20 protein-coding genes are annotated in these 24,797 nt (G+C 63.4%); 10 read left to right on the top strand and 10 right to left on the bottom strand.

Annotation, left to right across the window (positions count from 1 at the left end):
• Window positions 1-120 precede the first annotated feature (120 nt).
• Window positions 121-1,155 (bottom strand): hypothetical protein, encoded by a 1,035-nt coding sequence (locus NDI89_RS11830; RefSeq protein ID WP_277521811.1) that lies wholly within the window; start codon window positions 1,153-1,155, stop codon window positions 121-123.
• A 131-nt stretch (window positions 1,156-1,286) separates the two neighbouring features.
• Here NDI89_RS11830 and NDI89_RS11825 point away from each other — a divergent pair, with 131 nt between their 5' ends.
• Window positions 1,287-2,252, top strand: a complete 966-nt coding sequence (locus NDI89_RS11825; protein ID WP_277521810.1) for a M48 family metallopeptidase — start codon at window positions 1,287-1,289, stop codon at window positions 2,250-2,252.
• Between the two features lie 181 nt (window positions 2,253-2,433).
• On the opposite strand, the gene NDI89_RS11820 is transcribed toward NDI89_RS11825, so the two are convergent.
• Window positions 2,434-3,078 (bottom strand): metal-dependent hydrolase, encoded by a 645-nt coding sequence (locus NDI89_RS11820; RefSeq protein ID WP_277521809.1) that lies wholly within the window; start codon window positions 3,076-3,078, stop codon window positions 2,434-2,436.
• A 151-nt stretch (window positions 3,079-3,229) separates the two neighbouring features.
• On the opposite strand from NDI89_RS11820, the gene NDI89_RS11815 reads away from it, so the two are divergent.
• Window positions 3,230-3,940, top strand: coding sequence for a helix-turn-helix domain-containing protein (locus tag NDI89_RS11815; protein ID WP_277521808.1), 711 nt, complete (start codon window positions 3,230-3,232; stop codon window positions 3,938-3,940).
• A gap of 298 nt (window positions 3,941-4,238) precedes the next feature.
• The gene (locus NDI89_RS11810) at window positions 4,239-6,446 is read left to right on the top strand and encodes a universal stress protein (protein WP_277521807.1); all 2,208 of its coding nucleotides are present in this window, start codon (window positions 4,239-4,241) and stop codon (window positions 6,444-6,446) included.
• A gap of 60 nt (window positions 6,447-6,506) precedes the next feature.
• Here NDI89_RS11810 and gcvH read toward each other — a convergent pair whose 3' ends face one another.
• From gcvH to NDI89_RS11795, 3 genes are all read right to left on the bottom strand, one after another.
• Window positions 6,507-6,890 carry a glycine cleavage system protein GcvH gene (gcvH, locus tag NDI89_RS11805; protein ID WP_277521806.1) on the bottom strand — a complete coding sequence of 128 codons (384 nt, stop codon included), beginning with the start codon at window positions 6,888-6,890 and terminating at the stop codon, window positions 6,507-6,509.
• A complete protein-coding gene (gene gcvT / locus NDI89_RS11800; protein WP_277521805.1) occupies window positions 6,890-7,987 on the bottom strand; it encodes a glycine cleavage system aminomethyltransferase GcvT in 1,098 nt (365 codons plus the stop codon). The genes gcvH and gcvT overlap by 1 nt, the downstream gene beginning before the upstream one ends.
• Before the next feature lie 554 nt (window positions 7,988-8,541).
• Entirely contained in the window at window positions 8,542-8,742 is a 201-nt protein-coding gene (locus NDI89_RS11795; RefSeq protein ID WP_277521804.1) for a hypothetical protein, read from the bottom strand.
• A 403-nt stretch (window positions 8,743-9,145) separates the two neighbouring features.
• On the opposite strand from NDI89_RS11795, the gene NDI89_RS11790 reads away from it, so the two are divergent.
• Complete coding sequence (locus NDI89_RS11790; RefSeq protein ID WP_277521803.1) at window positions 9,146-10,627, top strand: aldehyde dehydrogenase family protein; 1,482 nt, start codon at window positions 9,146-9,148, stop codon at window positions 10,625-10,627.
• Between the two features lie 65 nt (window positions 10,628-10,692).
• Here the strand turns inward: NDI89_RS11790 and NDI89_RS11785 are convergent, their stop codons facing one another.
• Both NDI89_RS11785 and NDI89_RS11780 read right to left on the bottom strand, forming a co-directional pair.
• Complete coding sequence (locus tag NDI89_RS11785; RefSeq protein ID WP_277521802.1) at window positions 10,693-12,315, bottom strand: S8 family serine peptidase; 1,623 nt, start codon at window positions 12,313-12,315, stop codon at window positions 10,693-10,695.
• 263 nt (window positions 12,316-12,578) lie between these two features.
• On the bottom strand, window positions 12,579-14,288 hold the full coding sequence (locus tag NDI89_RS11780) for a S8 family serine peptidase (RefSeq protein WP_277521801.1): 1,710 nt from the start codon (window positions 14,286-14,288) through the stop codon (window positions 12,579-12,581).
• 323 nt (window positions 14,289-14,611) lie between these two features.
• On the opposite strand from NDI89_RS11780, the gene NDI89_RS11775 reads away from it, so the two are divergent.
• On the top strand, window positions 14,612-15,070 hold the full coding sequence (locus NDI89_RS11775; RefSeq protein WP_277521800.1) for an NYN domain-containing protein: 459 nt from the start codon (window positions 14,612-14,614) through the stop codon (window positions 15,068-15,070).
• Between the two features lie 15 nt (window positions 15,071-15,085).
• Here the strand turns inward: NDI89_RS11775 and NDI89_RS11770 are convergent, their stop codons facing one another.
• Entirely contained in the window at window positions 15,086-15,358 is a 273-nt protein-coding gene (locus NDI89_RS11770) for a DUF7513 family protein (RefSeq protein WP_277521798.1), read from the bottom strand.
• Window positions 15,355-16,908, bottom strand: coding sequence for a Na+/H+ antiporter NhaC family protein (locus NDI89_RS11765; protein ID WP_277521796.1), 1,554 nt, complete (start codon window positions 16,906-16,908; stop codon window positions 15,355-15,357). The genes NDI89_RS11770 and NDI89_RS11765 overlap by 4 nt, the downstream gene beginning before the upstream one ends.
• A gap of 272 nt (window positions 16,909-17,180) precedes the next feature.
• Between NDI89_RS11765 and NDI89_RS11760 the strand changes: the two genes are divergently transcribed.
• The 5 genes from NDI89_RS11760 (at window position 17,181) to NDI89_RS11740 (ending at window position 23,990) form a co-directional block, all read left to right on the top strand.
• Window positions 17,181-18,032 carry a TatD family hydrolase gene (locus tag NDI89_RS11760; RefSeq protein WP_277521795.1) on the top strand — a complete coding sequence of 284 codons (852 nt, stop codon included), beginning with the start codon at window positions 17,181-17,183 and terminating at the stop codon, window positions 18,030-18,032.
• 167 nt (window positions 18,033-18,199) lie between these two features.
• Window positions 18,200-18,778: a DUF2150 family protein gene (locus tag NDI89_RS11755; protein WP_277521794.1), complete on the top strand. Its 579-nt coding sequence runs from the start codon at window positions 18,200-18,202 to the stop codon at window positions 18,776-18,778.
• Window positions 18,779-18,854: 76 nt separating this feature from the next.
• Window positions 18,855-21,011 (top strand): CARDB domain-containing protein, encoded by a 2,157-nt coding sequence (locus tag NDI89_RS11750; protein WP_277521792.1) that lies wholly within the window; start codon window positions 18,855-18,857, stop codon window positions 21,009-21,011.
• A gap of 109 nt (window positions 21,012-21,120) precedes the next feature.
• On the top strand, window positions 21,121-22,458 hold the full coding sequence (gene hmgB, locus NDI89_RS11745) for a hydroxymethylglutaryl-CoA synthase (RefSeq protein WP_277521790.1): 1,338 nt from the start codon (window positions 21,121-21,123) through the stop codon (window positions 22,456-22,458).
• A 380-nt stretch (window positions 22,459-22,838) separates the two neighbouring features.
• Window positions 22,839-23,990, top strand: a complete 1,152-nt coding sequence (locus tag NDI89_RS11740) for an AI-2E family transporter (RefSeq protein WP_277521788.1) — start codon at window positions 22,839-22,841, stop codon at window positions 23,988-23,990.
• 7 nt (window positions 23,991-23,997) lie between these two features.
• On the opposite strand, the gene NDI89_RS11735 is transcribed toward NDI89_RS11740, so the two are convergent.
• Complete coding sequence (locus NDI89_RS11735; RefSeq protein ID WP_277521786.1) at window positions 23,998-24,711, bottom strand: DUF2270 domain-containing protein; 714 nt, start codon at window positions 24,709-24,711, stop codon at window positions 23,998-24,000.
• Between the last annotated feature and the right edge of the window lie 86 nt (window positions 24,712-24,797).

Here is a 24,797-nt window from a genome sequence, read left to right as displayed (position 1 = left end):
GCGCTAATTAGTATCGAAAGTCTCAGAAAAAATCGGTAGAGTGGTCGATTCACATGAGTAGGATATGGTATATACGAGTACTGACTATCCTCGTGTCGAAATCGGAGCAGACGGACGACGTTACCAGGGAACACCACCGCCGAGACCTGGGATATCTTCTGGGATATCGGGTGTCGTCGGACTGCTCCACGAGGAGTTCCCTTCGACGGCACATGCAATACAGTCTGCACATCCGACCATGGCATCAACATCGGTACAAAACTGATAGACACAGACACCACACAGAACTGCGCCGGCACCCGACGCTGCACTAGTACAAAGCGGGCCGCACAGACGACAGTCCAGTGCCAGACTGATGATCCAGTCTGCACACCCGACACAATTACTTCCACATTCGTGTAGTTCGTCACCGAGATTACTAGCTATAACGCCCTCAACGTAGTCTCCGATTAGTTTGCTTTTTATTCCTTGAATTTCGACTTCATTAGTGACAGTCAGTTCACTTCCATCCTCGAGCCGATCACTCGTATCTCGTACTGCTGGGGAGAAGTTACTATCTGGCAACTCTACGGTATACCGTTTTATCTCCGTATCCTCAATGCTCGACGTATTCTTTGCGACGTTAACGCGGAATCCGTTGATATCGGAACGCGTAGAAACAGTAGCCCGATCGCCCCGCTCCGGGACAGCCGAGAGGACGATATCGCGTTCACGATCAGTTGCCTCTCGACTCACCGTGACGTCATCGCCGTTTGCTATCAATATGGGTGCAGTTCCCTCCGGGATGTTCGCAAACTTCGATGGGACCGCAGGGTGAGTGATTGAGTCGAAAGTGAAATTCGCATTTCGATCATCCCCGAATTCTCCGAAGCGGAGTGTCCCGAATTCAAATTCGACTTTCGTAGTCGTTACCTCACCGCGGCCGTCGACAGTGAGCGTTCTCGTTTTCCCGTCTTTTGGCAGTCGCTCGCTGTTGAGTTCCTTCAGAACCGCTTTCACCTCGGACGACCGGCGAATCTGTTTGATATCTCTAGGATCCGCCGTCTCCCAAGCAGCAGCAGTTTGACTGATACCAGCGACTCCTAAACCGGTACCAGCGCTTTTTCTAAGAAGGCCTCGTCGACTTACACCGCTCGCGCCTTTGTTTCCAGACATAATCATATAATCTAATTACTAATTTATATATTTTTATATCTTATATACTTCTGTGTTACACTACATAGCCGATCATATATTGTAGAGAGGAGAGAACAATACTTTTCAGACGGAATGAAAAATAGTCTCGTATGCGATTCACAACACCTGCTGGCCTCACACTCCGTGCAGCCCTCGCTGCTAGTATCAGCGGGGCAGTGCTCGCCGGCAGCCTTACTGTTGTGTTGATAATTGCGGTCGTCGGTGGAATGATTATCACCGCGTATGCGTCCGATTTACTGGGATATGTTCCCATTCACCCGCCTCGTCACGTATGGCCGATTTTCTGGTCGCTCTGTGGCCTCGTCGCACTCGGTTGGTTCACTCGAGCGATCGAACGCGCTGTTCGAGCCGAACGTCGGGCTTTGCTCGAACGGGCAGTACCCCCCTCGGAAGTCGCGGTGGTCGAGACATCGCACCTCGACTCCGCAGTCGACCGTCTCGCGAGACAGGTTGGTATTCCAGTACCCGAGCTTCGAGTCGATCCGACGGCGACGCCACTCGCATACACAACGTATCGGCCAACTGATCCTATTGTCAGAGTCGGGCGAGACGATACGCCGGTTATCGTTATTTCGAGGGGGCTAATCGAGACGCTGCCACAGTCCGAGCTGGTAGCAGTCCTCGCGCACGAGATCGGCCATATTGCCAACGATGATCTTCGACTGATGACGCTCGTACTCGTGCCGTTCGTCGCCGCCGAGACACTGACGGAAGACGAGGGGGCTACGACGAACGTCTCCGAAATCTGTGGCCACCTTCTCTCTTTCGTCGCATCGATCGGTGTCAGTGTGTTCTCTCGCGGTCGCGAGTTAGCGGCCGACCGTGCCGCCGTGACGCTGACCGGGGATCCCGGGGCGCTCGCGGCTGCCCTCGAACGACTCGACGGGGCCGAACCCACCAAACCGACAGCAGATCTGCGCGAGCACACTCGATCGGCGAACGCGATCAACGTGCTTCCGACACTTGGACCCGCCAAAACTGTGGCCGGAGTCCGGTCAACGCATCCACCTCTCGAGACGCGTCTCGAACAGCTCCGATCGCTCGCAACCGACTGATTCGAACGAGTCGCTACGAAGGGGCGAACGAGACGGGTCGTCGCCAGTTCGACTCGATACGACCGAGCGATAGCAGTGACTGCAAGCCGCACTGATCGCGCCAGCAACTATACTCGGTCTATAGATTAACACGGACTGACCGGGACGGTATCGCAGCGTTGGATCGTCGGCACCCCGCAGTTCACGCAGACCGCCGATCCTCTACGATCCGCACAATGACGGCCGTATAGCCAGCCAGCGCAAGCACGAACCGCTCGCCGGTCGCAGCGATGGGGAAGATCCGCTCGACGTCCGTCGCGGGTTCGTCTCGTGTGGGGTCGAACCCCGTTCTGTAGTGGGTGTTCTCCGTCGTTCCGCGCGTCGTCGAGTCGGCGAGCGCCCCGGCGTCGAACTCGACGAACGTCTGGACGAGGCCGCGCTGATCGGTTACGAGTAGGGTTCCCGAGAGGTCGTAAAACCGGTCGTGAAGCGGCCAGAAGAGGTTGACGCCGTTGAAGAAGGCGTCGAACAGCACGTGTGCGAACAGGAGTCCCGCAAGGGTAGCCCACGCGACGCGCGGGGCGGCGTCTCCCCACCGTGCGCGAACGATCGACTCCTCGCGGATCACCGCGTCCCACAGGAGGAACCCGGCCGGGAGGAGGACGATCCAGACGTTGTGTAACGCCGCGCGGTGGGTCCCGGGAACGACGATTCCGATCACCGTATCGAGATCGAGGAGGGCGCTACATCCCATCACGACCAGAATCGACCTGGTGTCGAACCGTTCGCCCAGCAACGCGACTCCGACCAGTCCCGCGAACGCGACGTGGACGACGGTCGATGGCATCGTCCGACGACTCGAACCCCGTCGGCTTGACTGTTGGGGCGACCGACCTGTCGGGCGCGGTACTCGACCGAGTCGACGACCACGCCGATCAGGGGCCCCGTTATCGATCCGTCTCCGGTAGCTACTTGCATCGACCGCGTAACCGTCGTGTATGGGTGGACGCGGACCGAAACGGGAACTCGCCGAGAAGATCGCCGGGGAGATCACGCTCAGTGACGACCCCGGCGCGACGCTGCGCAAGTGGCGCACCGATTTCGACGTCTCGCAGACCGATCTCGCGGCCGAACTCGAGGTCTCGTCGTCGGTCATCTCCGATTACGAGAGCGGCCGGCGGGAGAGTCCCGGCATCGGCGTCGTGGGCAGACTCGTCGAGGGACTGCTCGCGATCGACGAGCGACGCGGCGGCGAGCGAATCAGGCAGTACGGTCGGGTCCTCTCGGCGGGGTTCGACAGCGACGTCGTCTACGACCTCCGAGAGTACGCGACCTCGATCCCGCTGCCGACGCTGTACGACGATCTCGAGGCGACCGAGGTGGCCGGAGGCGGGACCGACAGCGTCAGCGGCCACACGGTCATCGACAGCATCGAGGCGATCACGCGGCTCTCGAGCGAGGAGTTCTTCCGCCTCTACGGACAGAGCACGAACCGCGTCCTCGTCTTCACGGGCGTCACTCGGGGCGAATCCCCCCTCGTCGCGCTGCGCGTCGTCAATCCGACGCCCAACGCCGTCATCCTGCACGGGATCGACGAGGCCGACCTCTGGGATCACGCGGCCGATCTCGCGCGAATCGACGGCTACTCGCTCGCCGTCACGAACGCGCCGCTCGACGAGATGCTCGAGTATCTGGTGAGCCTTGAGTGAGCCCGCGCGGTCGGAACCACCGACCGCCGGAACCGTACGGACCGACCTTTCTTTACAATCTCGTATCTTTTACCGATATTTCCGGAGTAACGTCGGCTTCATTCGCGCTATCGATGTGTGCGTATGACACACGCCGATCGGATCCGTGAGTTTTATTCCGTTCCCGTCGTGCTAGTTGCCCGAGAGAGTATCCGGTTTCTGGATACCACCTCGCGTCGCTCTCGCGTCTGGCCTCGTTCGACCAGCGTATCGTCGCGTTCGGAGGCCGCCGCTCGAGACGCCGTTACAGATACACCCCATGACAAAAGACCTCGAACGAGACCTCGGATTGCCGGCGGTGATGGCGATCAGTATCGGAGCGATGATCGGGAGCGGCATCTTCATTCTGCCGGCGCTGGCGATCGAAATCGCCGGTCCCGGCGTCGTTATCGCCTACTTGGTCGCCGGGTTGCTCGTGGTACCGGCCGCGTTGAGCAAGTCCGAGATGGCGACGGCGATGCCCGAAGCCGGCGGGACCTACATCTTCATCGAGCGCGGGATGGGGCCGATACTGGGGACCGTCGCGGGCGTCGGAACCTGGTTCTCGCTCGCGTTCAAGGGCGCGCTGGCCCTCGTCGGCGGCGTTCCCTATCTCGTCCTCCTCCTCGACCTCCCGGTCAAACCCGTCGCACTGACGCTGGCGGTCGTTCTCATCGCCGTGAACCTCTTCGGGGCGAAACAGACCGGTCAGTTACAGGTCGTTATCGTCGTCGTCATGCTCGCCGCGCTGGCCTGGTTCGTCGGCGGCGGCGTGCCGACCGTCGATCCCGGCCAGTTCGGCGGCTCCTTCGACGACGGTCTCGGCGGGATTCTGGCCGCGACCGGGCTCGTCTTCGTCTCCTACGCGGGCGTCACCAAAGTCGCGAGCGTCGCCGAAGAGATCGAAGATCCCGGCCGAAACATTCCGCTCGGTATCCTCGGTTCGCTGTCGTTCACGACGGTTCTCTACGTCCTCATCGTCGCAGTGATGGTCGGCGTCTCGCCGCTCGCGGACCTCGCCGATTCACAGACGCCGATGGCCGTCGCGGCGACGAACGCGCTCGGCTGGCCCGGCTTCATCGCGGTCGTCCTCGCGGCGCTCCTCGCGCTCGTCAGTACCGCCAACGCCGGCATCCTCTCGTCGTCCCGGTATCCGTTCGCGATGAGTCGCGATGATCTCGCACCGCCGACCTTCGCGACCGTCAGCGACCGGTTCGGCACGCCGACGACCGCGATCACCCTCACCGGCGGCGTCATGCTCGTTCTGATCGCGTTCGTTCCCATCCTCAGCATCGCCAAACTCGCCAGCGCGTTCCAGATACTCGTGTTCGTTCTCATCAACGTGGCCGTGATCGCCTTTCGCCACGCCGACCTCGAGGAGTACGATCCCAGCTTCGAGTCGCCGCTGTACCCGGGAATGCAACTCTTCGGCATCGCGAGCGGCCTCGTCTTGCTCACGCAGATGGGAACCGTCGCTCTCGCGGGTGCAGCTGTCATCACCGCGGGAAGCATCGGCTGGTACTGGGTCTACGCCCGCCCGCGGATCGACCGCGCGGGTCTCGCGGTCGACACGGTCCGACGGACGACCGGTCGTTCCGCCGTCGATCGGACGGAGGACGCCCTCGAGTCGCCGACGTCGGACGTTCTCGTCGCACTGACGGAGGGAACCAGCGAGGCGCGCGAGCGGCAACTGATTCGGATCGCCGCGGACGTCGCCCGCAAGCGCGGCGGCGGCGTCACGGTCACTCAGTTCGACGAAGTGCCGGATCAGGTCTCGCTGGACTTCGCCTCGGAGACGCAGTCGCCGGCGGACTTACAGTTCGAGGAACAGACGGGACAGCTCTCCCGGGAGTTCGACGTGCCGATCTCCTACGGCGAGATCGTCAGCCACGACACGAAACACGCGATCGTCAATTTCGCGGTCCACGAGGACGCCGACGTGCTCCTGATGGAACGCCAGCCCGGCGGGCTTCGCCACCAGTTGGTGGGGAGCCCGATCGAGTGGATCCTCCGTCACTCCCCCTGCGACGTCGTCCTCGTCGAGGACCGGGACTTCGATACCGTCTCGGAGGTGACGGTGCTCACCGATCAGAGCCCGTTCGATCCGTCGAAGGTCACGATCGCCGACGCGCTGGCGACGGAGCTTGACGCGACGGTCCGGCTCGTCTACGCGCTCGACTCGTCGGCCTCGGCCGACCTCAGGCGAACGATCGAGGACTACCAGGACGACCTCGTCGAGCTCTGTTCCGCCCCGGTCACGACCGAGATCGTCGAGACGAACGGGTCGACCGAGGAGCTGATCGCCGTGGCCCAGACTGCGGAGTTCCTCGTCATCGGGCGCGAAGGCGGCCGGCTCCGAACCGTCGTCGGGAACGATCTCTCCGACCGGCTCATCGACGCCACCGACTCGCCGGCGCTCGGCGTCCACGCACACGAGTCCCGCCAGCCCGGCCTCCTCGGACGGATCGTCGAGCGGTTCGTGTTCTAGGGGCTCGCGGACCTCTCGCTGCCGACTCTGGTAGCGCTCTCGAGAGAAGGGATATTCCTCTCAGGCGATCTGATCTTCGTACTCCTCGGCGGTCAGGAGTTCCTCGAGCTCGTCGGGGTCGTCGGCCTCGATCTCGAGCATCCAGCCCTCGCCGAAGGGGTCCTCGTTGACGAGTTCGGGCGCGTCGAACAGGTCGTCGTTGATCGCGACGACCTCGCCGCCGACGGGCGCGTAGAGGTCCGAGACGGCCTTGATCGATTCGACGACGCCGAACTCGGTTTCGGCCTCGAGGTCGTCGCCGACGTCGGGGAGTTCGACGAAGACCACGTCGCCGAGCTCGTCCTGTGCGAAGTCCGAGATGCCGACGCGGACGACGCCGTCTGTCTCGAGTGCCCACTCGTGCGATTCCAGGTACCGTCTATCGTCGGGAACGTCGAAGCTCATTATACTGTGTCGATGAAGGGCGTGGTTTCAACTCTTGCTTTCTTCGATTGACCGCGGACGACGACCTGCAGGGTGGTCCCCGGTTCCGCGTACTCGACCGGCACGTAGCCGAGCCCGATCGGTTGCTCGAGGGTCGGGCTCATCGTGCCGCTGGTGACGGTGCCGATGACCCGGCTCTCGGTGGTCGTGATGTCGTAGCCGTGCCGCGGGATACCGCGATCGATCAGCTGGAAGCCGACGAGTTTCTCGTCGACCCCGGCGTCCGCGATCTCCGCGAGGGCGTCCCGGCCGACGAACTCCGTGTCGAGGGCGACCGTAAAGCCGATCCCCGCCTCGTAGGGGGTCCGCGGGTCGTCCTCCGCGTCGAAGTCCTGGCCGGCGAGCAGTAGGCCGGCCTCGATGCGGAGCGTGTCCCGCGACCCGAGCCCGCAGGGCTGGCAGTCGAACGCGGTCCAGATGTCCGTCGCCGCGTCCCAGGGCACGATCAGTTCGAAGCCGTCCTCGCCCGTGTAGCCCGTCCGGGCCGTCCAGCAGTCGACATCGTCGATCGTCGCGTACCGGGCTTCGAACCGCTCGAGATCGGACACCGGATCGTCGGTCGCGCCGTCGACGAGATCGGCGGCGTTGGGCCCCTGAACGGCGAACATCGCGTACTCGTCGGTCCGGTTGTCGACGGTCGCCTCGAGTCCCCACTCGTTGCGGTAGTCGATCCACCGCTCGTGGGTCGCCTCGTCGGTGCCGGCGTTGGGAACGAACAGGTAGGTCGCGCGGTCGTCTTCGTCGGGCAGCCGGTAGACCACGGTGTCGTCGATGATAATCCCGTCCTCGTCGGTGATGGCGGCGTACTGGGAGTCGCCCACCTCGAGTCGGGTGACGTCGTTCGACGTCAGGCGCTGCATCAGTTCCGTCGCATCGGGGCCGGTGACGTGAATCTGGCCCATGTGCGAGACGTCGAAGATCCCGGCGTCCTCCCGGACGGCCGCGTGCTCCGTCTGGATCGAATCGAACTCGACCGGCATGTCCCAGCCGCCAAACTCCGTGAACTTCGCTCCGCGTTCGTCGTGAATCCCACGTAACGGCGGCGTCTGAAGCGGCATACCCGCAACGTCATTCGCTGAGTAGTAATGTCTTTTCGTCGGTCACCGATCTCTATATTAATCACTCGGCGTGCGGTGGCGCGCGCTGTCCGCGAGGCGCGACCATCGGGAGCGCCTCGGAAGCGAACGGAGAGCGAAGCGATCCGTGAGCGGGCCGTCCGAACGATCGTGAGGGCGGCCGACGATACTGCGCGAGGGATGAGCGAGCAGTGCGAGGCGCGAACGGAGTGAGCGCCTCGGAAAGCGAGCGAATCGGTTGGGGAGGGCGTGGCAATCCCGTGTTGCCACGATAGCAGGACGCTCTCTGCAGTGGTTCCACTCTTCCAACGGATGGTTCCACTCTCAGAGGTGACTCTCACGCGTTTCGCGGACCATTCCGAGGAGGACTCCGATGCACAATCAGAAGGTGAACGGACTCGAGCTCCCGTTTTCGAGCCGATCGGCCGGTCAATTGCGCCGGTTGAGTGGTGGTGTCGACGGTGGTGGTGTGGTCGTGTCCGACTCGCGACGCCGACCGATCGGCTGGTCGCCGGGGCTCGAGCGCCGAGCCCCAGTTACTCCCCGTCGTCGTCAGCCCCGTGGACGCTCTCCCTGTGGATCAGTCCGGGCGCGATCGAGCAGCCGCAGGGCTCGACGGCACCGGTATGGGGACCGGTCGACGTGAGCCCCGTAATCGGCTGGCCGCAGCAGGGACACGAGAGGGGTGGCACCGCCGTCCCGTCTCCGTCGCTCCCTCCGGCGTCGTCACGACACATCGCGATTACACCTCGCGGTCCGAAGCAGCGTCGAGACTCGTTCAGTCGTGCGATTCTGTCGGTGTGCGGGATGTTTATATCCCGGTAGAATGTACGGAATCATGGCGTCCGAATCCTTACGCGGGTTTGGAAGCCACGTCTCGGGTGTTGGTTCCACCCGGGGCATTTCGATACAGCCCCCGTCGGAGACCGGCTTCCGATTTTCAGTTCGACGTAAACTCACTTATATCTACTTCTAATAGTCTGCAACGAGAATGGTTCGATCACCCGCTCGAGTCAGATCGCGAGCGATCGCCTTCACGCCACCGCTCGAAAGGTAACTGATTCCGGTTACAAACTCGTAGCCGAACGGTATCCGGTTGACGAAAACATATCACTGATTCCGTCGTATCCCGCGTGTAGGATGAGCGTCCAAGAACTCGAGCCTGAGGCCGACTGGAACCGATTGTATATCGACGGCGAGTGGCGCGACGCCGCGAGCGGTGACACGATTTCAGTGGCAAACCCGGCGAAACAGGAAGTGTTTACAGAGGTCCCGGCCGCGACCGAAGACGACGTCGACGCCGCCTACGAGGCGGCCGAGGCCGCACAACCGGCGTGGGAGGCGACTCCCCGCGAGGAGCGCAACGAGATCGTCCAGAACCTGCTCGCGGAACTCAACGACAGCTTCGAGGAGATCGCCGGCCTGCTCGCGACCGAAGCCGGCGCGCCGGCCTACCGCGCGATGGGCGAGTTCGCGACCGCGACCGGCGACGTGGAGATGGCGCTGGAGCTCGAAGCCCCCGAAGAGGAGGTCCGACCCTCGTCCTCGATCGAAGACAAGGACAACCACGTCGTCTACGAGCCGGTGGGCGTCGTCGGCGTCATCTCGCCGTGGAACTTCCCGCTGCACCTCTCCCTGCGAGCGGTCGCCCCCGCCATCGCGCTGGGCAACACCGTCGTCCTGAAGCCCGCGACGGACACCCCGATTACGGGCGGGCTACTCATCGCGAAGCTCTGCGAGGCCGCCGGCGTCCCCGACGGCGTCGTCAACGTCGTCACCGGCCGCGGCTCGGACATCGGCGACCGGATGTCGACCCATCCGATCCCGCGCGTAGTCTCCTTTACCGGCTCGACGGCCGTCGGCAAGCGCGTCGCCGAAAACGCCGCCGGAAGCCTCGCGCTGCCGGCCCTCGAGCTCGGCGGCAACGCCCCGTTCGTCGTCACCGACGAGGCCGACGTCGAGAAAGCGGCTCGCGCCGGTGCGTTCGGCTCCTTCTTCCATCAGGGGCAGGTCTGCATCTCGATCAACCGCCATCTGGTCCACGAAGACCGCTACGACGAGTACGTCGACCTGCTGGTCGACCACGCCGAGTCGCTCGTCGTCGGGGACCCCTCCGAGAACGAGGACGTGACGTTCGGCCCGGTACAGAACGAGACCCAGCGCGACGACCTGCTCGAGTTCATCGAGGGGACCCGCGAGGCGGGCGCGACGGTCGAAACGGGCGGCGAGGCCGACGGCCTGTTCGTCGAACCGACCGTCATCTCGGAGTGCACCAACGACATGCCGACGGCGTGTAACGAACACTTCGGCCCCGTCGCGCCGGTCATTCCGTTCTCCGACGACGAAGAAGCCATCGAGCTGGCCAACGACACCGAGTACGGCCTCTCGGCGTCGGTCTTCTGCGAGGACGCCGAACGCGCCCGCGACCTCGCAGACCGGATCGACGCGGGGATGGTTCACATCAACGACCAGCCGATCAACGAGGACCACAACGCGCCCTTCGGCGGCGTCAAGCAGTCAGGCCTCGGCCGGTACCACGGTGAGTGGATCGTTCGGGAGCTCACCGAGCCCAAGTGGATCTCCGTTCAGGGCGAGGAACGGGACTACTTCGTCTTCGAGTAACACGGACGATCGCGAACGGGGCTACGATGGGCGGATTCACGCCCGTTGTGCTCGACTCGGATCCGTTATCGGCCCCGCTCTTCGAGACGCAACGTGTACTCCCCGCTCCCGCTGTTTGCGTGTACCTGCAGGCCGAATTCCTCGTCGCCCTCGAGCGAGAGCGTGATCGATTCGCTCGTGCTGGCTCCCGTCGACGACTCGTCGTGGCTCCACCTGTCGGGCGAACTGCCGTCCGTGGTCGCGTAGAGGTCGAAGTCGCCGCCGTCCGGCCCCTCGAGCGAGAGCGTGATCGAACAGGGGTCGTCGGTGTTCAGGGAGTAGCTGTATCTGTCGCTCTCGCCCCACCAGCCGCTGCCGTCGAGGGTCCCGCTCGCGCTCGCGGTAACGGTTTCGTCGCCGCACTCGCCGTTCGAGTCCTCCTCGCCGGTTCCGCCGTCAGTATCATCGGGCGACCCGGTCGTGACCGCTCGAGCCGCGTCGACCCGCCCGTAGCCCTGTTCGTCGCTCGACAGACCGACGTCGACCGCCGTTTCTCGGAGGCGATCCCGGAGCGCCGTCCGCGAGAGGTCGGGATCGGCCGAGAGTGCGAGCCCGGCCACGCCGGACACCACCGGCGCCGCCATCGAGGTCCCCGACATGCGGGCGTAGTCGTCGCCGGTGACGCTCGAGACGAGCCGGGTACCCGGGGCGGCCAGTTCGATCTCCGGACCGGTGTTGGAGAAGGAGGCGATCGAGTCATCGCCCTCGACGGCCGAGACGGCGACGACGCTGTCCTCGGCCGCCGGCGAGTAGACGCGGTCGTTCCCGTCGTTGCCGGCTGCACCGACGAGCAACGCTCCTCGGTCGGCCGCGTACTCGCAGGCGGCGGTCAGCGTCTCGTACGAGCCGTCGACGCCCAGAGAGAGGTTGATGATATCCGCGCCGGCGTCGGCCGACCACTGAATCCCGTCGGCGATATCCGAGAGCGAGCCCACGCCGTTTTCGTCGAGCGCACGGACCGAGAGGAGCGAGCAGTCGCTGATACCCGCGTGACCCGTGCCGTCGTTCGTCCCGCCGGCGGCGATGCCACCGACGTGGGTGCCGTGATCCGCGCCGGCGGCCGGATACGGGTCGCCGTCGCGGTCGACGAAATCCTCGCCGACTCGATCGTCCACGATTCCCTCGAGCGCGGGATGGTCGTACTGGATTCCCTGATCGACGACGGAGATGACGACGTCCCCGCTCCCGTGCGTGGTCTCCCAGGCGGTCTCGCAGTCGATCTGCTGGGGGGCGTGCTGATACTCGTAGTAAGGGTCGTCGGGCTCGAGGAACGACTGAACGGAGACGTTCGGTTCCGCGTACTCGACGGCGGGCGAACTGGTGATGGCGTCGATGAACTCGTCGCGAGCGGCGGCGGGCGCATCCGACGGGAACGAAACGACTGCGTAGCGAATCGTGTCGTTCGTGTGAACCACGTCGGCGTTTCCGGGAACGGCGGCGCGCGCCTCGCCGGCCACGTCCGAGGCCGACGAAGAGATACCGACGATGATCTCGTCGTCTTTCGGACCCGGCTCGCGATCGGGCGTTGCGGTCGTGACACCGGACGCGCCGATCACCCCGCCGAGGGCGATCGACCCGACACCGGAAAGGATCGATCGGCGGTCGTGCGTGCGGCCGGCGGCGTCCTCCGGCGGACTGTTCTGTGTCATAGGACGACAGTCATCACTGTCTGAAATTAGTAAACTCTTATCGAACTAGCGGTGATTTATTTTCGAATATGCCGACGATATAGTAACAGAACGAAAAAATGTATCCGAATAGTGTGTGAATATGTGAAGCCGGCCGGTTACGGCATCCGGCCGACCCTCGAGAAACCCGAAACTGGTTTCCCGAGCTGAGACGACGGGATGTCGAATGATCCCCGTCGGTGACCTCGAGCAGCGATGCGATCAGCGTGTCCGAGGTGATTGACCTATCGGCCTCGCTCCTCGACGCTCACCGTGTAGGAGCCGCTGCCGCTGTATCGGTCGACGAGGATGCCGAACTCCTCGTCGCCGTCGAGCTCGACCTCGATCGATTCGCTCGAGTCGCTGTCGACCGAGCGCTCGTCGTAGTCCCACGTCGTCGGCGTCCGGCCGTCGAGGGTCAGGTAGAGGTCGAAGTCCGCGTTGCTCGGGCCCTCGAGGCTGAGGGTAGCGCTGCAGGGATCCGCCGTTTTGAGCGTGTAGGTGTAGCTGTCACTCGGGTTGCCGAACCAGCCGCCGCTGAGCTGGCCGTCGCCGCTGGCCGTGTTCACTTCGTCACCGCACTCGCCGGGGTCGGGATCCGGATCTGGGTCGGGATCCGGATCGGGGTCGGGATCCGGATCGGGGTCGGGGTCCGTACCGGGATCGGTGGTGACGGCGTTGGCGGCGTCGACGCGACCGTTCCCTTGCTCGGTGTCGTCCAGACCGATGTCGACGGCCGTCTCGTTGAGGTGGGTTCGCAGCTCTGCGTTCGAGAGCTCGGGCCAGGCCGACAGCGTGAGTCCGGCCACGCCGGCGACGACCGGCGATGCCATCGAGGTGCCGGAGAAGGTGTCGTATTCGTCCCAGGGGATCGACGAGAGGACGTTGCTACCGGGTGCGGCCAGTTCGATCTCCGGACCGACGTTCGAGTAGCTCGCCAGCGACTCGTTTTCGTCGAGCGCGGAGACGGCCAGGACGGTTTCGTAGGCTGCCGGGTACGAGACTGGTGCGCCCCTGTTGTTGCCGGCGGCCGCGACGAGCAGCGATCCCTGGTTTTGCGCGTACTCGCAGGCCTGTTGCATCGTGTCGGTCGCACCGCCGCCACCGAGAGACATGTTGATGATGTCGGCTCCCTGATCGGCCGCCCACTGCACTGCATCGGCGATGTCGGTGAGCGAACCGCCCCCGCCGCTGCTCAGCGCCCGGGCCGAGATCAGCGAACAGTTCGAGATGCCGGCGTGTCCCGTGCCGTTATCGGTACCGCCGGCCGCGATACCGCCGACGTGGGTGCCGTGGTTCTCGCTCCCGTCTACCGGGTACGGATCGTCGTCATCGTCGACGAAGTCCCGCCCGCCGTTCGAGATGTCGTCGACCATGTTCCCCTCGAGATTGGGGTGATCGTACTGGATCCCCTGGTCGACGACCGCGATCGTCACGCTCGGATCGCCGAGCGTCTCGTCCCAGGCTGCCTCGCAGTTGACCTGCTGTGGCGCGTACTGCTCACCGTATCGCGGGTCGTCGGGCGCGTACAGCGGCGACGCGCTCCCTTGCGTGTCAACCGTCTGGCCGTCGTCCCCCGATCCGAGCGGTTCGGCCTCGAGGGCGTGGTAGGTAACGTTGTCCTCCGTGTACTGTACCTCGTTGACGTCCATGAGGTTCCGCTTGACGTTCTCTTTGGCCTGTATAGAGGCTTCGTCGGCCAACTTTACCGACGCGTAGCCGAGCGTTTCGTTCGTGTGGACGATAGTCGCGTTGCTCGGGAGTTTCGCCTCGACTGCTGCTTCGATGTTCGAAACGTCGGAATCGACACCGACGATCATTTCGTCTTTCTTCGGTCCCGGCTCACGCCCCGGCGTTGCGGACGTAACGCCGCCGAAACCGACCAGCGCACCGAACGCGCCGGCCGCTTCGAGGAGGGACCGTCGGTTCAGTTGCGTGCGTTTATTATCGGACATGATGCAGGTGAATGGTACCGGTTCGCATATTAAAATATTTCCAAACGGAATCAAATTTGAAATAAGCTAGATACATCATCTAAAAAATAACGATCAGGCGCTATTACTGATAGCAGATACCATGATCTAGTCTCGCACACAATAATAGATAATAAACGCAATAAGTATTTATTTGTTCCCTGTTATAACAGTGATTTTTTAATCTTCAGCCCTGATGCGGCTCGATATCGATCGATACTCGGATCGGTTCGATGGCGACTCCCGGCGACGCTGGCGTTTCGTCACACCTATCTCCGGGCGCGGGAAAGAGCGGGCATCTGACTATGTTCGACCGCGTTCGTTCCCGTCTCGCTCCGGATACCGCACGCGAGCCGGCAGTGGGTCTGTTCGTCGACGGACCGAACGTCTTCCGCGACGAGTTCGACGTCGACCTCGACGACCTCCGCGACGTAACTCGCGAGCACGGGCGCGTCGGGGTCATCCGACTCTATCTCGACGAACACGCCACGCCGGGGCTCATTCAGGCCGCCGAGGCCCGCGGCTTCGAAGTGATCGTCACCAGCGGCGACGTCGACGTCAAACTCGCCGTCGACGCGACAGCGCTCGCCGGCGACGGAACCATCGACCGCCTCGCGATCGCGTCACGAGACACCGACTTCAAACCCGTTCTCGAGTACGCGGGCACCGTCGGCGTCGAAACGGTCGCGATCGCACCGGGTTCGCACGGCCGTTCCGACGCGCTCCAGAACGCGGCCGACGACGCGGTGACCCTCGAGCCCTGAGGAAGTCCGGGGAACTCAACCGCTGTAGGAACTTTCGCCGACCACTTCGAGGAGCTCGCCGCGACCGCTCGCGGTGGTCTCGTCGAACTCGGTCACGCGGACTCGAACCTGCTTTTCGACGGTCTCTGCGCCGGCACCGTCGACGACGAGCTCCGTATCGCCGATGTATACCGTCCCGCTGGTACCGTTCGATTCGGCCACGAAGACGTCGATCTCGCTTCCGACTTCGAGGGACGGTCTATTCGCCCGGAACTGCCAGCCTTTGAGATAGGTTTCGAAGAAACTCATACGCGTGCCACCTCTTCGCTCTCGCGATCGATAACGTACTCGCGGCCGAAGCCGGTGAGCGCCGCGAGGACGAACACTGCCACTAACAACCAGCCCTGGAAGACGAACGGCACGACGTCGATGGGCGTCACGACCATCGACTGCTCGAACCAGTCGTACTCGCCGGGGAGGTTCTGCATCGCGCTGAAGCCGGCGAGCACGCCGCCCGACCACGGGAAGATGTATCCCAGTGCGGCGGTCTGGCCGTCCAGAATGTTCGCGCGTCGGTACCCGTTCAGATTGAACCGCTCGCCGATCTTCGAGATGTAGGGGCCGATCGCGACCTCGGCGGCCGTGTTGATCGTGATGATCGCGTTGATCAGTGCCGCCGACCCGACCATCGTCAACTCGGCGTTGCGAACGTTCGTCGCGAGGTTCTCGATAGACCACTCGAGTAGCACCTGGAACGCACCGCCCCGAATCATGATCTGGGCGGCGCCGATGATCAGGAGGACGAGAATCGAGAGTTCCAGGAAGCCGGAGACGCCGGTCATGAGGCTCCCGGTGACGCCGACCGAGTCCGGGTTATCGACGACGGTGAGGATCGGGAGGGACTCGAGCGGTTCCGCGAGCGGCGCGTCGCTGGGCGCGTTGAACATGACCATATCGCCGAGACTCGCGAGGCCGAAGACGAGGTTGAACGCGATGGCGATGACGATCCCCCACGAGATCGCTTCGACGATGTGACGGCCGGCGATCGCCGCGCCGATCACGGCCAGCATCGAGACGATGTGAATCAGGCCGATCGCCTCGCTGCCCTCGAGGAAGATCGCCTGCGCTTCGGCGGAGACGTCGAGGCCGGTCATCGCTCCGCCGGCGGCGACGTAGCCGAGGAAGGCGACGATCGCGGCGACGATGACGTACTTGAACCGCGAGGCGACGACGCCGCCGATGTCGGCGTCCTGGGTGACGGCGCTGACGATCGTCGTGTCGCTGACGGGCGCGAGGTTGTCGCCGAAGATCGCCCCCGAGAGGATCGCACCGAACAGCAAGACCGGGTTCGCACCGAGCAACACGCCGGCCGGGAAGAACAGGCCGACGAAGGCGACGGTCGCGCCGTATCCGGTTCCGATCCCCGTGGTGAACACCGCCGCGAGGACGAACGTAATCGCGGGGAACAGCGCCGCGCCGACGCCGACGGTGTCGGCCAGCCAGACGAGCCCGCCCACGAAACCGCCGTCCTGTAACAGCTGGGCGAACATACCGGCCCAGAGCCACGCGACGATCGCCGTCACCGCGACGGGCTGGGTCATCCCTTCGAAGATCGTGTTGGCGTAGGACTGCCAGTTCCCCCGGACGAAGAACATCCCGGCGATGAGTCCGATGAGAATGCCGACGATGAGCCCGCCGGTATCCCCGATCCGCCAGAGAGCGGTCTGAACGATGGCCCAGACGATGAAGATCCCGATCGGAAGCGCGCTCATCCCGCGGCCGCCGTAGAACTCGACTCTCGGCCCGTCGTCGTCCGGTTGTTCGAACTGATCGGTCGGATCCGTCCCGGTATCACTCATACTCGATCACTCGTGTGGTACACGACTGTGCTAACTATATTCGCCATGATAACTATTTCTGACAGTACCGGATTTCTGGATATCGTCGATTGCTATCTATCCTTCGTCCAGTACGGACGGCCCCTATCATTTACCCGTCGGTTTCGACCGACTGCGGGCCGGTCAGTGGATGCCACCCCTCGAGCCGAACCCGACGGCCGACGCTCGAGGGATCCGCCGGCGCACGGCCGGAAGTCGGTGACTTTTCGGACGCGGCCCGCCCAGTCCCACGCATGATCGACGATCGGCCGGTGCTCGACGACCACCTCCACCTCGATCCGGACAACAATCGGGGTATCGACGCCGTCCGCGACTTCGCCCGCGTCGGCGGCACCCACTTGCTCGTGGTGAACAAGCCCTCCTGGCACCTCGGCGTCGAGGCCGAGACCGGCGAGGACTTCCGAGCGGTCTTCGACCGAACCATCGAAATCGTCGACGAGGCCTCGAGCGAACTCGAGGGCCGAGCGTGGCCCGTCCTCGGCGTCCACCCGGGATTGATCTCGCGGCTGGTAGACGACCGCGGCTTCGCGCCCGAGGACGCCCGCGATCTCATGCAGGCGGGGATCGACGTCGCCGCGGAGTACGTCGATGCGGGCGAGGCGCTGGCGCTGAAGTCCGGTCGCCCCCACTACGAGGTCGACGAGGACGTCTGGGCGGCCTCGAACGCGGTCATGCGCCGCGCGTTCGAACACGGGGCCGACCTCGAGTGCGCCGTCCAGCTCCACGCCGAGGCCAGCGAGGACATGACCGACGTGGCCGAGTGGGCCGAGGACGCCGGGATGCAACCTCACCGCGTCGTCAAACACTACGCGAGCGGCCGCCTCGAGGGACCGACCCCGAGCGTGATGGCCGATAAAGAGCGCCTCGAGACGGCCGCCGAGCGGGGCGAGCCGTTCCTGATGGAGACCGACTACATCGACGATCCAGACCGGCCGGGCGCGGTGCTGGGCCCCAAGACGGTCCCCCGGCGGGTCCGGTGGTTGCTCGAGAACGGTCACGACGAGGCGGTCCGGATCGCACACGTCGAGACGCCGATGGCGGTCTACGGCATCGATACGGAAGCGACGCTCGCGGGAAGCGAGTAAGCAGCGATTACGTTCGACCGAATCGGACGGAACCGGAGAGACACGGACGGACCTGCGCCGAACATGGCTGTAGGCGGCGTTGTGGAGTTCGTCCGTCCGGGCGATACAGTCACGTGAAGCAGTCAATGTAGAGAAAGGCATTTCAAGCGGCCGGTGTAGGTGTCTGTATGAGCAATCCCCCGACCGAGTTCTACTCGGAGGAACGCTGGCAGAACTGGATCGATCGCATCAAAGACGAAGACATCGATCCGGAAGACGAATCGTCGGCGCGACTCCTGTTGAACCTGCAGGACGACACGGCGATCGCGATCGCGAAGATCGTCGCCGCCTACGACGACGGGGAACTCGACCAGGAGGACGCACTCGAGGAGATCAACGACGTCCGCGAGATCGTTCTCAGCGAGATCGACATCGAGGACGAGGAGAAGCTGATTCTCGTCGACGGCGTGCAGACGAGCCTCGTCTGCGTCTTCTTCGCGGCGGAGGAGTACGTCGCGAACGGCCCGGCCGAGGAGGGCAGCGTCGGCGACTACCTCAGCGCCGCGGCCGACGCCGAAGCCGAGGAAGATCTCGACGCCGCCCTCGGCTACGCGGCGCAGGCCGGGACACTGGTTATCGACGGACAGGAACTCGATATGAGCGTCGCCGAGGACCTCGAGTACGGACTTGTCACCGAGTGGATCAACGGGCTCGATAGCCTCCAGAGCGCGATGAGCGACCCCGAAGTCGTCGAAGAAGACGAGTAGTCGGTCGACGCCGTCGAGTAGCGGTCGGACGTTCGATAGCCACCAAACGTTTAACCGACGGTGACTATCCTCGCGTATGTCACGGTGGGCAGACGAGCGTGCGGTGACCGTCCAGATCGGGGCGGTGCTCCTGCTCGCCATCGTGTTTTCCGCGCTCGCGCTCTACCAGGTCAACGCCGTTCCCGCCGAGAATCAGGCGATCGAGAGCGAGCACAATCAGCAGGTCCACGACGAGCTGCAGGAGCTGCGAAACGCGATCCGAAACGTCGGCACGAGCGGCGGTTCGGAGTCGGTCTCGGTCACGCTCGGTACCAGCTACCCGACCCGGACCTTTCTGACGAACCCGACGGATCCGAGGGGGACGCTTCGGACGAGTGAGACCGGAACCGTCCGTATCGACAATGCTGCTGTCGACGACACCGACGGATCGTACACGGGGAATCCGGACGGCCTTCTGGGGACGGCCCACGAAACGCGGACGGTCCAGTACGAACCGTCCTACAACGAGTACCGCACTGCTCCGACGACTCGACTCGAGCACGGCTTCGCGTTCAACGATTTCAGCGACGCCACGGTCGCGCTCACCGAGCAGCCGCTGATCGACGGTGATCGGATCACGATCGTCCTCGTCGAGGGCAACCTGTCGACGTCCTCGAGCGGCGCGACGACCGTCGATACCAGGGTACTGAGCGGCCCGACTGATCCGATCGATCTCGAGCCCGACGGCGACAATATCACGATCACGGTTCCGACGGCGTCGCCGACCGCGTGGAACGAGACGATCGGGACCGAACTCGGATCGGGTTCAGGTCAGGCGAAGGCGAAAGTCACGGACTACTCCGGCGGAGCGTTGACCATCGAACTCGCGGCCGACTCGGACTACGAACTCCAGATGGCTCGAGTCGGCGTCGGCGATGCAAGTGCCTCCGAGAGCGATCCCTTCGACGTTCAAGACGCAAGCAGCGATTCGACGAGCGGCCCGGCCTATACCGTCAACTGGCAGGACCCATCGTCGGAGCCGGGTGCTGACGGCGATAACTGTGATTCTGAGTCCTGTGTCGTTACGGACGATACAACGTTGACGATGGAAACAAGCGGAACTGCTGCCGGCGCTAGCGTCGATTATGCAGTCAGTGATCGTACTGTCGGCACCCTCTCGAGATACACCGGAACGACTGCGAACGACGGGACGGATACGACGAGGTTCGAAATCGATCCGAATGCCGATAACGGCGAAAGAGTCACCGTGTACACCTCGAGCGGGACGGACGACGATTCGATCGAGTTGGAGGTAAACCGGGAACCGTTCTTCGACGTCTCGGTTACCGGGACGAACGAGCCGGTCGTGGAAGAGAACGATCTCGAGGTCACGGCGACCGTCGACAACACCGGTGGGGAAAGCGGCGACCAAACCGTCGAGTTCGAACTCGAGGACGAAAGCGGGGCGACCGTTTTCACCGACACTGCATCTGTCCAGCTCGACTCCGGTGAAAGCGATACGCGGACGTTCCAGTGGGGAACCGCGTCGGGTGATGCTGGCGAATACACGGCAGTCGTCACCAGTGAGAACGATACCGCGACACGGGACGGACTACGAGTCGTCACTGAGATTGCCGATATCGATATCACGGACGTGACTGGTCTCGAGGACGGAACGGACGCAGACGCGTACGAAGCGGATATCACCGTCGAAGAAACGAACACCGTCGAGACCGAGAACCTCAGCGTCGACCTCGTTATCAGAAATGCAGACAACGACGTGGTATACGATGAGACAATCTCGAGTGCGGAGATATCCGATGAAACGACGACTGTCAGCTTCGGGGATATCGGAACGCTCGAAGCCGGCGAGTACACCTATACGGCGACGGCTGACGCGGACAACGCAAACGCGGTACAGTTTGAAGATAGCTTTTCGGTGACGGAAGTTGTTGGACCGACGATTGATCAGTTTGACGCTGAAACGAGATCCGGTTCAGGAAACACTGGAATTCGAGTTAGTTGGGAAGCCTCAGCAGGTGATGCTCCACTCGAAACCGTCGAACTCCGGGTTGAAGATGATAGCGGTGTGGTCGACACTCGAACATACGACGTCAGTGGCGATCAAACTGCGCGTGAAAACAATGTGGATTTCGAAGGTCTCAACGGCGGTGAGCAGTACGATGTGGTTTTGACCGTTACTGATCAGAACGACAAGACAGTATCTCAAACGGAACAGCAAACAGCCGGCTAACCTGCCATCGAACCGTCGAGAGGCCCTATCACGTTCCATCACGCTGATTACGACGATCGTCGAAACTCCGAACGACAATATGATGTATGATCACCTATATTGACGATACATGACTGCAGTCGGTATTGACGCCATCGAAATCTGGACCGGGAACCTCAAACTCGATCTGCCCGGCACGTTCGCTCCCGAGAAGGGCGAAGACCCCGAAAAGTACACGAAAGGACTCGGCCTCAACGCCAGTTCCTTCCCCGACAGTTACGAGGACATCGTCACGATGGGGGCGAACGCCGCCCACCGGCTGATGGAACGCAAAGGCCTCGAGCCCGACGATATCGGCCGCATCGACGTCGCGACCGAGAGCGCGTTCGATAACTCCAAGCCGGTTTCGACGTACGTCGCTGGCTGCCTCGAGCAGGTCTACGAGGGGGACTTCCACCACGCGAACAAGGGCGAGCGGAAGTTCGCCTGCATCGCGGGAACCCAGAGCCTGGACGACGCCTACAACTGGATCCGCGCGGGACGTAACCGCGGTCGCTCCGCACTGGTTATCGCGACCGACACGGCCCTGTACACACGCGGCGACGACGGCGAGGCGACACAGGGAGCCGGTGCCGTCGCGATGCTCATCAGCGAGGATCCGAACCTCGTCGAACTCTCCGCCGAGCAGGGGTACGGCTCGGCCGACGAGACGGACTTCCTCAAACCCAACCAGCAGTTCCCGTCCGTCGACGGCAAACGCTCCGTGCAGGTCTATCTCGCGCGGATGCGCGAGGCCCTCGAGGACTACGAGAGCGTCGCGGGCGAGGTCCACGAGGAGGACTTCGTCTACGCACCGTTCCACACGCCGTTCCCCGGCATGGTCCGGAAGGCGGCCCTGCTGGCCTACCGTCACGTCATCCGCGACACGGAAATCGAGGACGAGCTCGCCGACGAAATCGGTCGCCAGCCCCGTCCCGAGGCGTTCGACTCCGACGAGGACTACCACGAGGCGCTCCGCGAATACATGGACCTGCTCAAGGAGACCGACCGCTACGCCGAGTGGTACGACACGACGATCGACCCGACGCTGACGATCGCCCGCGAGGTCGGCAACTGGTACACCGGCTCCGTCCACGTCGCCCGCGCGAGCGCGCTCAAACACGCTCTCGAGAACGATCGCGAGATGATCGGGAAGAAGCTGCTTATCGGCTCCTACGGCAGCGGTGCGCAGGCGGAGATCCACTTCGAGACGGTGCAGGACGATTGGGAGGCGGAAATCGAGGCCCTGAACGTCGACGAGCAACTCGCCGATCGCTACGAGATGGCCTGGGAGGACTACGAGGAGATTCACGACGCCCACAACCACGAGATGGACGTCGACGTTGAGGAGTTCACGACCCCCAGCGAGGAGTTCGTCTTCGACGGCTGGGGCCGCATGGGTGAGCGGAAGTACCGATACGTCGAGTAGTGGGGTCGCGGCGGTTTTTTGGTGGAGATTTTTGCGAGCGAGCGCGGAGCGCGAGCGAGGAAAAAGGTCCGTCGGTGTGGGTGAGCGGAAGTACCGATACGTCGAGTAGCGGGGCCGCGGCGGTTTTTTGGTGTCTTCGCGAGTAGAACGAGCGAAGGACTGGCGAGAGTGAAGCTCTCGCAAGGGAGATTGTTGCGAGCGAGCGCCGAGCGCGAGCGAGGAAAACGGCTCGTCGGTATCGGACGTACCGATGCGTCGACTAAGTCACAGACCGGGGCCCGTAGTCGCTCGCGTTTTTCGGGTCGTTCCGCGGGCGTGTCAGACCCCGATTCTCACCAGCGTTCAGAGGACTAATCCGTCGGGACGTTGGAGCCAGACGTATGGCAGACCGTCCGGAGCCGCCCGCGTGGGTCGTCGAGCAGCCCGTCCTGACCGGCCTCGCACTGATCAGCATCGTTCTCGGGCTCCTCATCGTCCTGCCGTACCTGCAGTACGTCCTCTTCGGAATCGTCCTCGCGTACATTCTCCTGCCGGTCCAACACCGACTCGAGGCGTACGTCAGGCCGATGATCGCCGCGTTCGTCACCGTTATCATCGCGGTTATCGTCATCGTGCTACCGCTTCTGTATATTCTCTACGTCGCGTTCGAGCAGTCGTCCCTGCTTGTGACCGCGGTCCGGAACGGTGACGTCGATCTCGAATCGATCGAACGGGCTCTCGCCGAGAGCGGCTATTCGGTCGATCTCACGAGCCTCTACGGATCGTATCAGGACGGGATCACGAGGGGGCTTCGCGGGTTCGCGACCAGTGCGTTCGACGTCGTCGGCGGGCTGCCGGGGATCATGATCGGCTTGACGATCACGCTGTTCGTCTGCTTCGCGCTGTTGCGCGACGGGGATCGGCTGATGGCGTGGTTGTATCGGGTCGTCCCGATCGACGACGGGATCCAGCGCGAGCTCTTCGCCGAACTGGATCAGCTCATGCAAGCGTCGGTCATCAGCAACGTCCTCGTCGCGGCGATTCAGGCGGTGTTGCTCGGCGCGGGGCTCGCAGTGCTCGGAATCCCCGCCGTCGTCTTGCTTACCGTGCTGACGTTCGTCCTCACGCTCCTCCCGCTGGTGGGCGCGTTCGGCGTCTGGCTCCCCGTTTCGATCTATCTCGTCGCGATCGGGCGTCCAATCGGGGCCGCAGCGCTCGCGGTCTATGGCTTCCTCGTCACGATTTCGGACACCTATCTGCGGCCCGCGCTCATCGGCCGAACGAGCGCGCTCAACTCCGCGATCATCGTCGTCGGCATCTTCGGGGGACTCCTCACCTTCGGCGCTGTCGGCCTGTTCATCGGCCCGGTCGTCCTCGGCGGTGCGAAAGTCGTGCTCGATATCTTCGCTCGAGAACGGGTCGGTGACGTAGAGACCGGGGCCACGACCGAGGCGACGGCGGCCAGCGCCGCGGACGCGGGCGAGAAGTCGGAGCCGACCGGTGACGTAACGGCGTCCGGCGAGAGCACTACGGACGTCGACTCCGGCTCCTGATCGGACGCTATCGATCGTTTTTCCAATCGCCCGGTTCCGTGCCGTGAATCTCCCCTTTCGCTTTCCGACGGCCCGGCCACAGTGCGATGACGATCACGCAGGCGAAGAAGAGTCCGAAGAGTACGGCCACGATGCCACCGTGGATCCCCGGCAGTTCGGCGGCTTCGGTCCACTGTTGCTCCGGCGTGAACAGCGTGACTTTGAACGCCCAGCCGATCCCGGCCACTCCGAACAACAGTCCGTACACTCGTCGTATTCGTCTGGACAGCGCCTCTCGAGTGGATACCTTGAACGTCGGATTGCGGAGGTCGTCGCTCAGTTCCTCGCGCCACGCCGGATGTTCGACGCCGGTGGGTTCCAGCGCGTTCGCGAACACGTTTTCCTGGACGAAGCGGACGCGTGCGCGCCAGTGGTCGTAGAACCGGTAACGGCGCACTTCGTAGAAGAGGAAGATCGAGAGGACGAATATTCCGATGAGGAGCAGGAACGCCGGCATGTTGCGACTCGAGAAGACGAGCGAGAGCAGCGCGGCCAGCAGCGTGATCGCCCAGTCGGTCGTCCGGTCGATCCGATTCTGGGCGCTGTTGGCCTGACTGACCTCGCCGCGGTAAAAGTGTGGGAGGACGCCGAGCAGGGAGTCAGTGTCTGTTGCGACCGTTGCCCCGATTTCTTGATCCTCACGATCGAGCGGACCGTCTCGCCCGTCGCGTTCGTCGGCCATGTGGCCGTTCGACACCACCGGTCCGCATAGTGCTCCGTGTGGCGACTGCAGGGGCCGTCCCGATTTCGTCCGCGAGCGAACACCGG

Source organism: Natrinema salsiterrestre, assembly GCF_029502005.1.
Classification (GTDB): domain Archaea; phylum Halobacteriota; class Halobacteria; order Halobacteriales; family Natrialbaceae; genus Natrinema; species Natrinema salsiterrestre.
The sequence above is the reverse complement of the archived record's forward strand: the minus strand, read 5'-3'. Positions and strand labels throughout refer to the sequence as shown.

Coding starts and splice junctions, on each gene's coding strand:
- NDI89_RS11770 (WP_277521798.1), bottom strand. CDS start 15,358: ATGAGTTTCTTCGAAACCTATCTCAAAGGCTGGCAGTTCCGGGCGAAT.
- hmgB (WP_277521790.1), top strand. CDS start 21,121: ATGACTGCAGTCGGTATTGACGCCATCGAAATCTGGACCGGGAACCTC.
- NDI89_RS11785 (WP_277521802.1), bottom strand. CDS start 12,315: ATGACACAGAACAGTCCGCCGGAGGACGCCGCCGGCCGCACGCACGAC.
- NDI89_RS11795 (WP_277521804.1), bottom strand. CDS start 8,742: ATGTGTCGTGACGACGCCGGAGGGAGCGACGGAGACGGGACGGCGGTG.
- NDI89_RS11740 (WP_277521788.1), top strand. CDS start 22,839: ATGGCAGACCGTCCGGAGCCGCCCGCGTGGGTCGTCGAGCAGCCCGTC.
- NDI89_RS11755 (WP_277521794.1), top strand. CDS start 18,200: ATGAGCAATCCCCCGACCGAGTTCTACTCGGAGGAACGCTGGCAGAAC.
- NDI89_RS11825 (WP_277521810.1), top strand. CDS start 1,287: ATGCGATTCACAACACCTGCTGGCCTCACACTCCGTGCAGCCCTCGCT.
- gcvT (WP_277521805.1), bottom strand. CDS start 7,987: ATGCCGCTTCAGACGCCGCCGTTACGTGGGATTCACGACGAACGCGGA.
- NDI89_RS11815 (WP_277521808.1), top strand. CDS start 3,230: ATGGGTGGACGCGGACCGAAACGGGAACTCGCCGAGAAGATCGCCGGG.
- gcvH (WP_277521806.1), bottom strand. CDS start 6,890: ATGAGCTTCGACGTTCCCGACGATAGACGGTACCTGGAATCGCACGAG.
- NDI89_RS11830 (WP_277521811.1), bottom strand. CDS start 1,155: ATGTCTGGAAACAAAGGCGCGAGCGGTGTAAGTCGACGAGGCCTTCTT.
- NDI89_RS11735 (WP_277521786.1), bottom strand. CDS start 24,711: ATGGCCGACGAACGCGACGGGCGAGACGGTCCGCTCGATCGTGAGGAT.
- NDI89_RS11790 (WP_277521803.1), top strand. CDS start 9,146: ATGAGCGTCCAAGAACTCGAGCCTGAGGCCGACTGGAACCGATTGTAT.
- NDI89_RS11780 (WP_277521801.1), bottom strand. CDS start 14,288: ATGTCCGATAATAAACGCACGCAACTGAACCGACGGTCCCTCCTCGAA.
- NDI89_RS11820 (WP_277521809.1), bottom strand. CDS start 3,078: ATGCCATCGACCGTCGTCCACGTCGCGTTCGCGGGACTGGTCGGAGTC.
- NDI89_RS11750 (WP_277521792.1), top strand. CDS start 18,855: ATGTCACGGTGGGCAGACGAGCGTGCGGTGACCGTCCAGATCGGGGCG.
- NDI89_RS11810 (WP_277521807.1), top strand. CDS start 4,239: ATGACAAAAGACCTCGAACGAGACCTCGGATTGCCGGCGGTGATGGCG.
- NDI89_RS11765 (WP_277521796.1), bottom strand. CDS start 16,908: ATGAGTGATACCGGGACGGATCCGACCGATCAGTTCGAACAACCGGAC.
- NDI89_RS11775 (WP_277521800.1), top strand. CDS start 14,612: ATGTTCGACCGCGTTCGTTCCCGTCTCGCTCCGGATACCGCACGCGAG.
- NDI89_RS11760 (WP_277521795.1), top strand. CDS start 17,181: ATGATCGACGATCGGCCGGTGCTCGACGACCACCTCCACCTCGATCCG.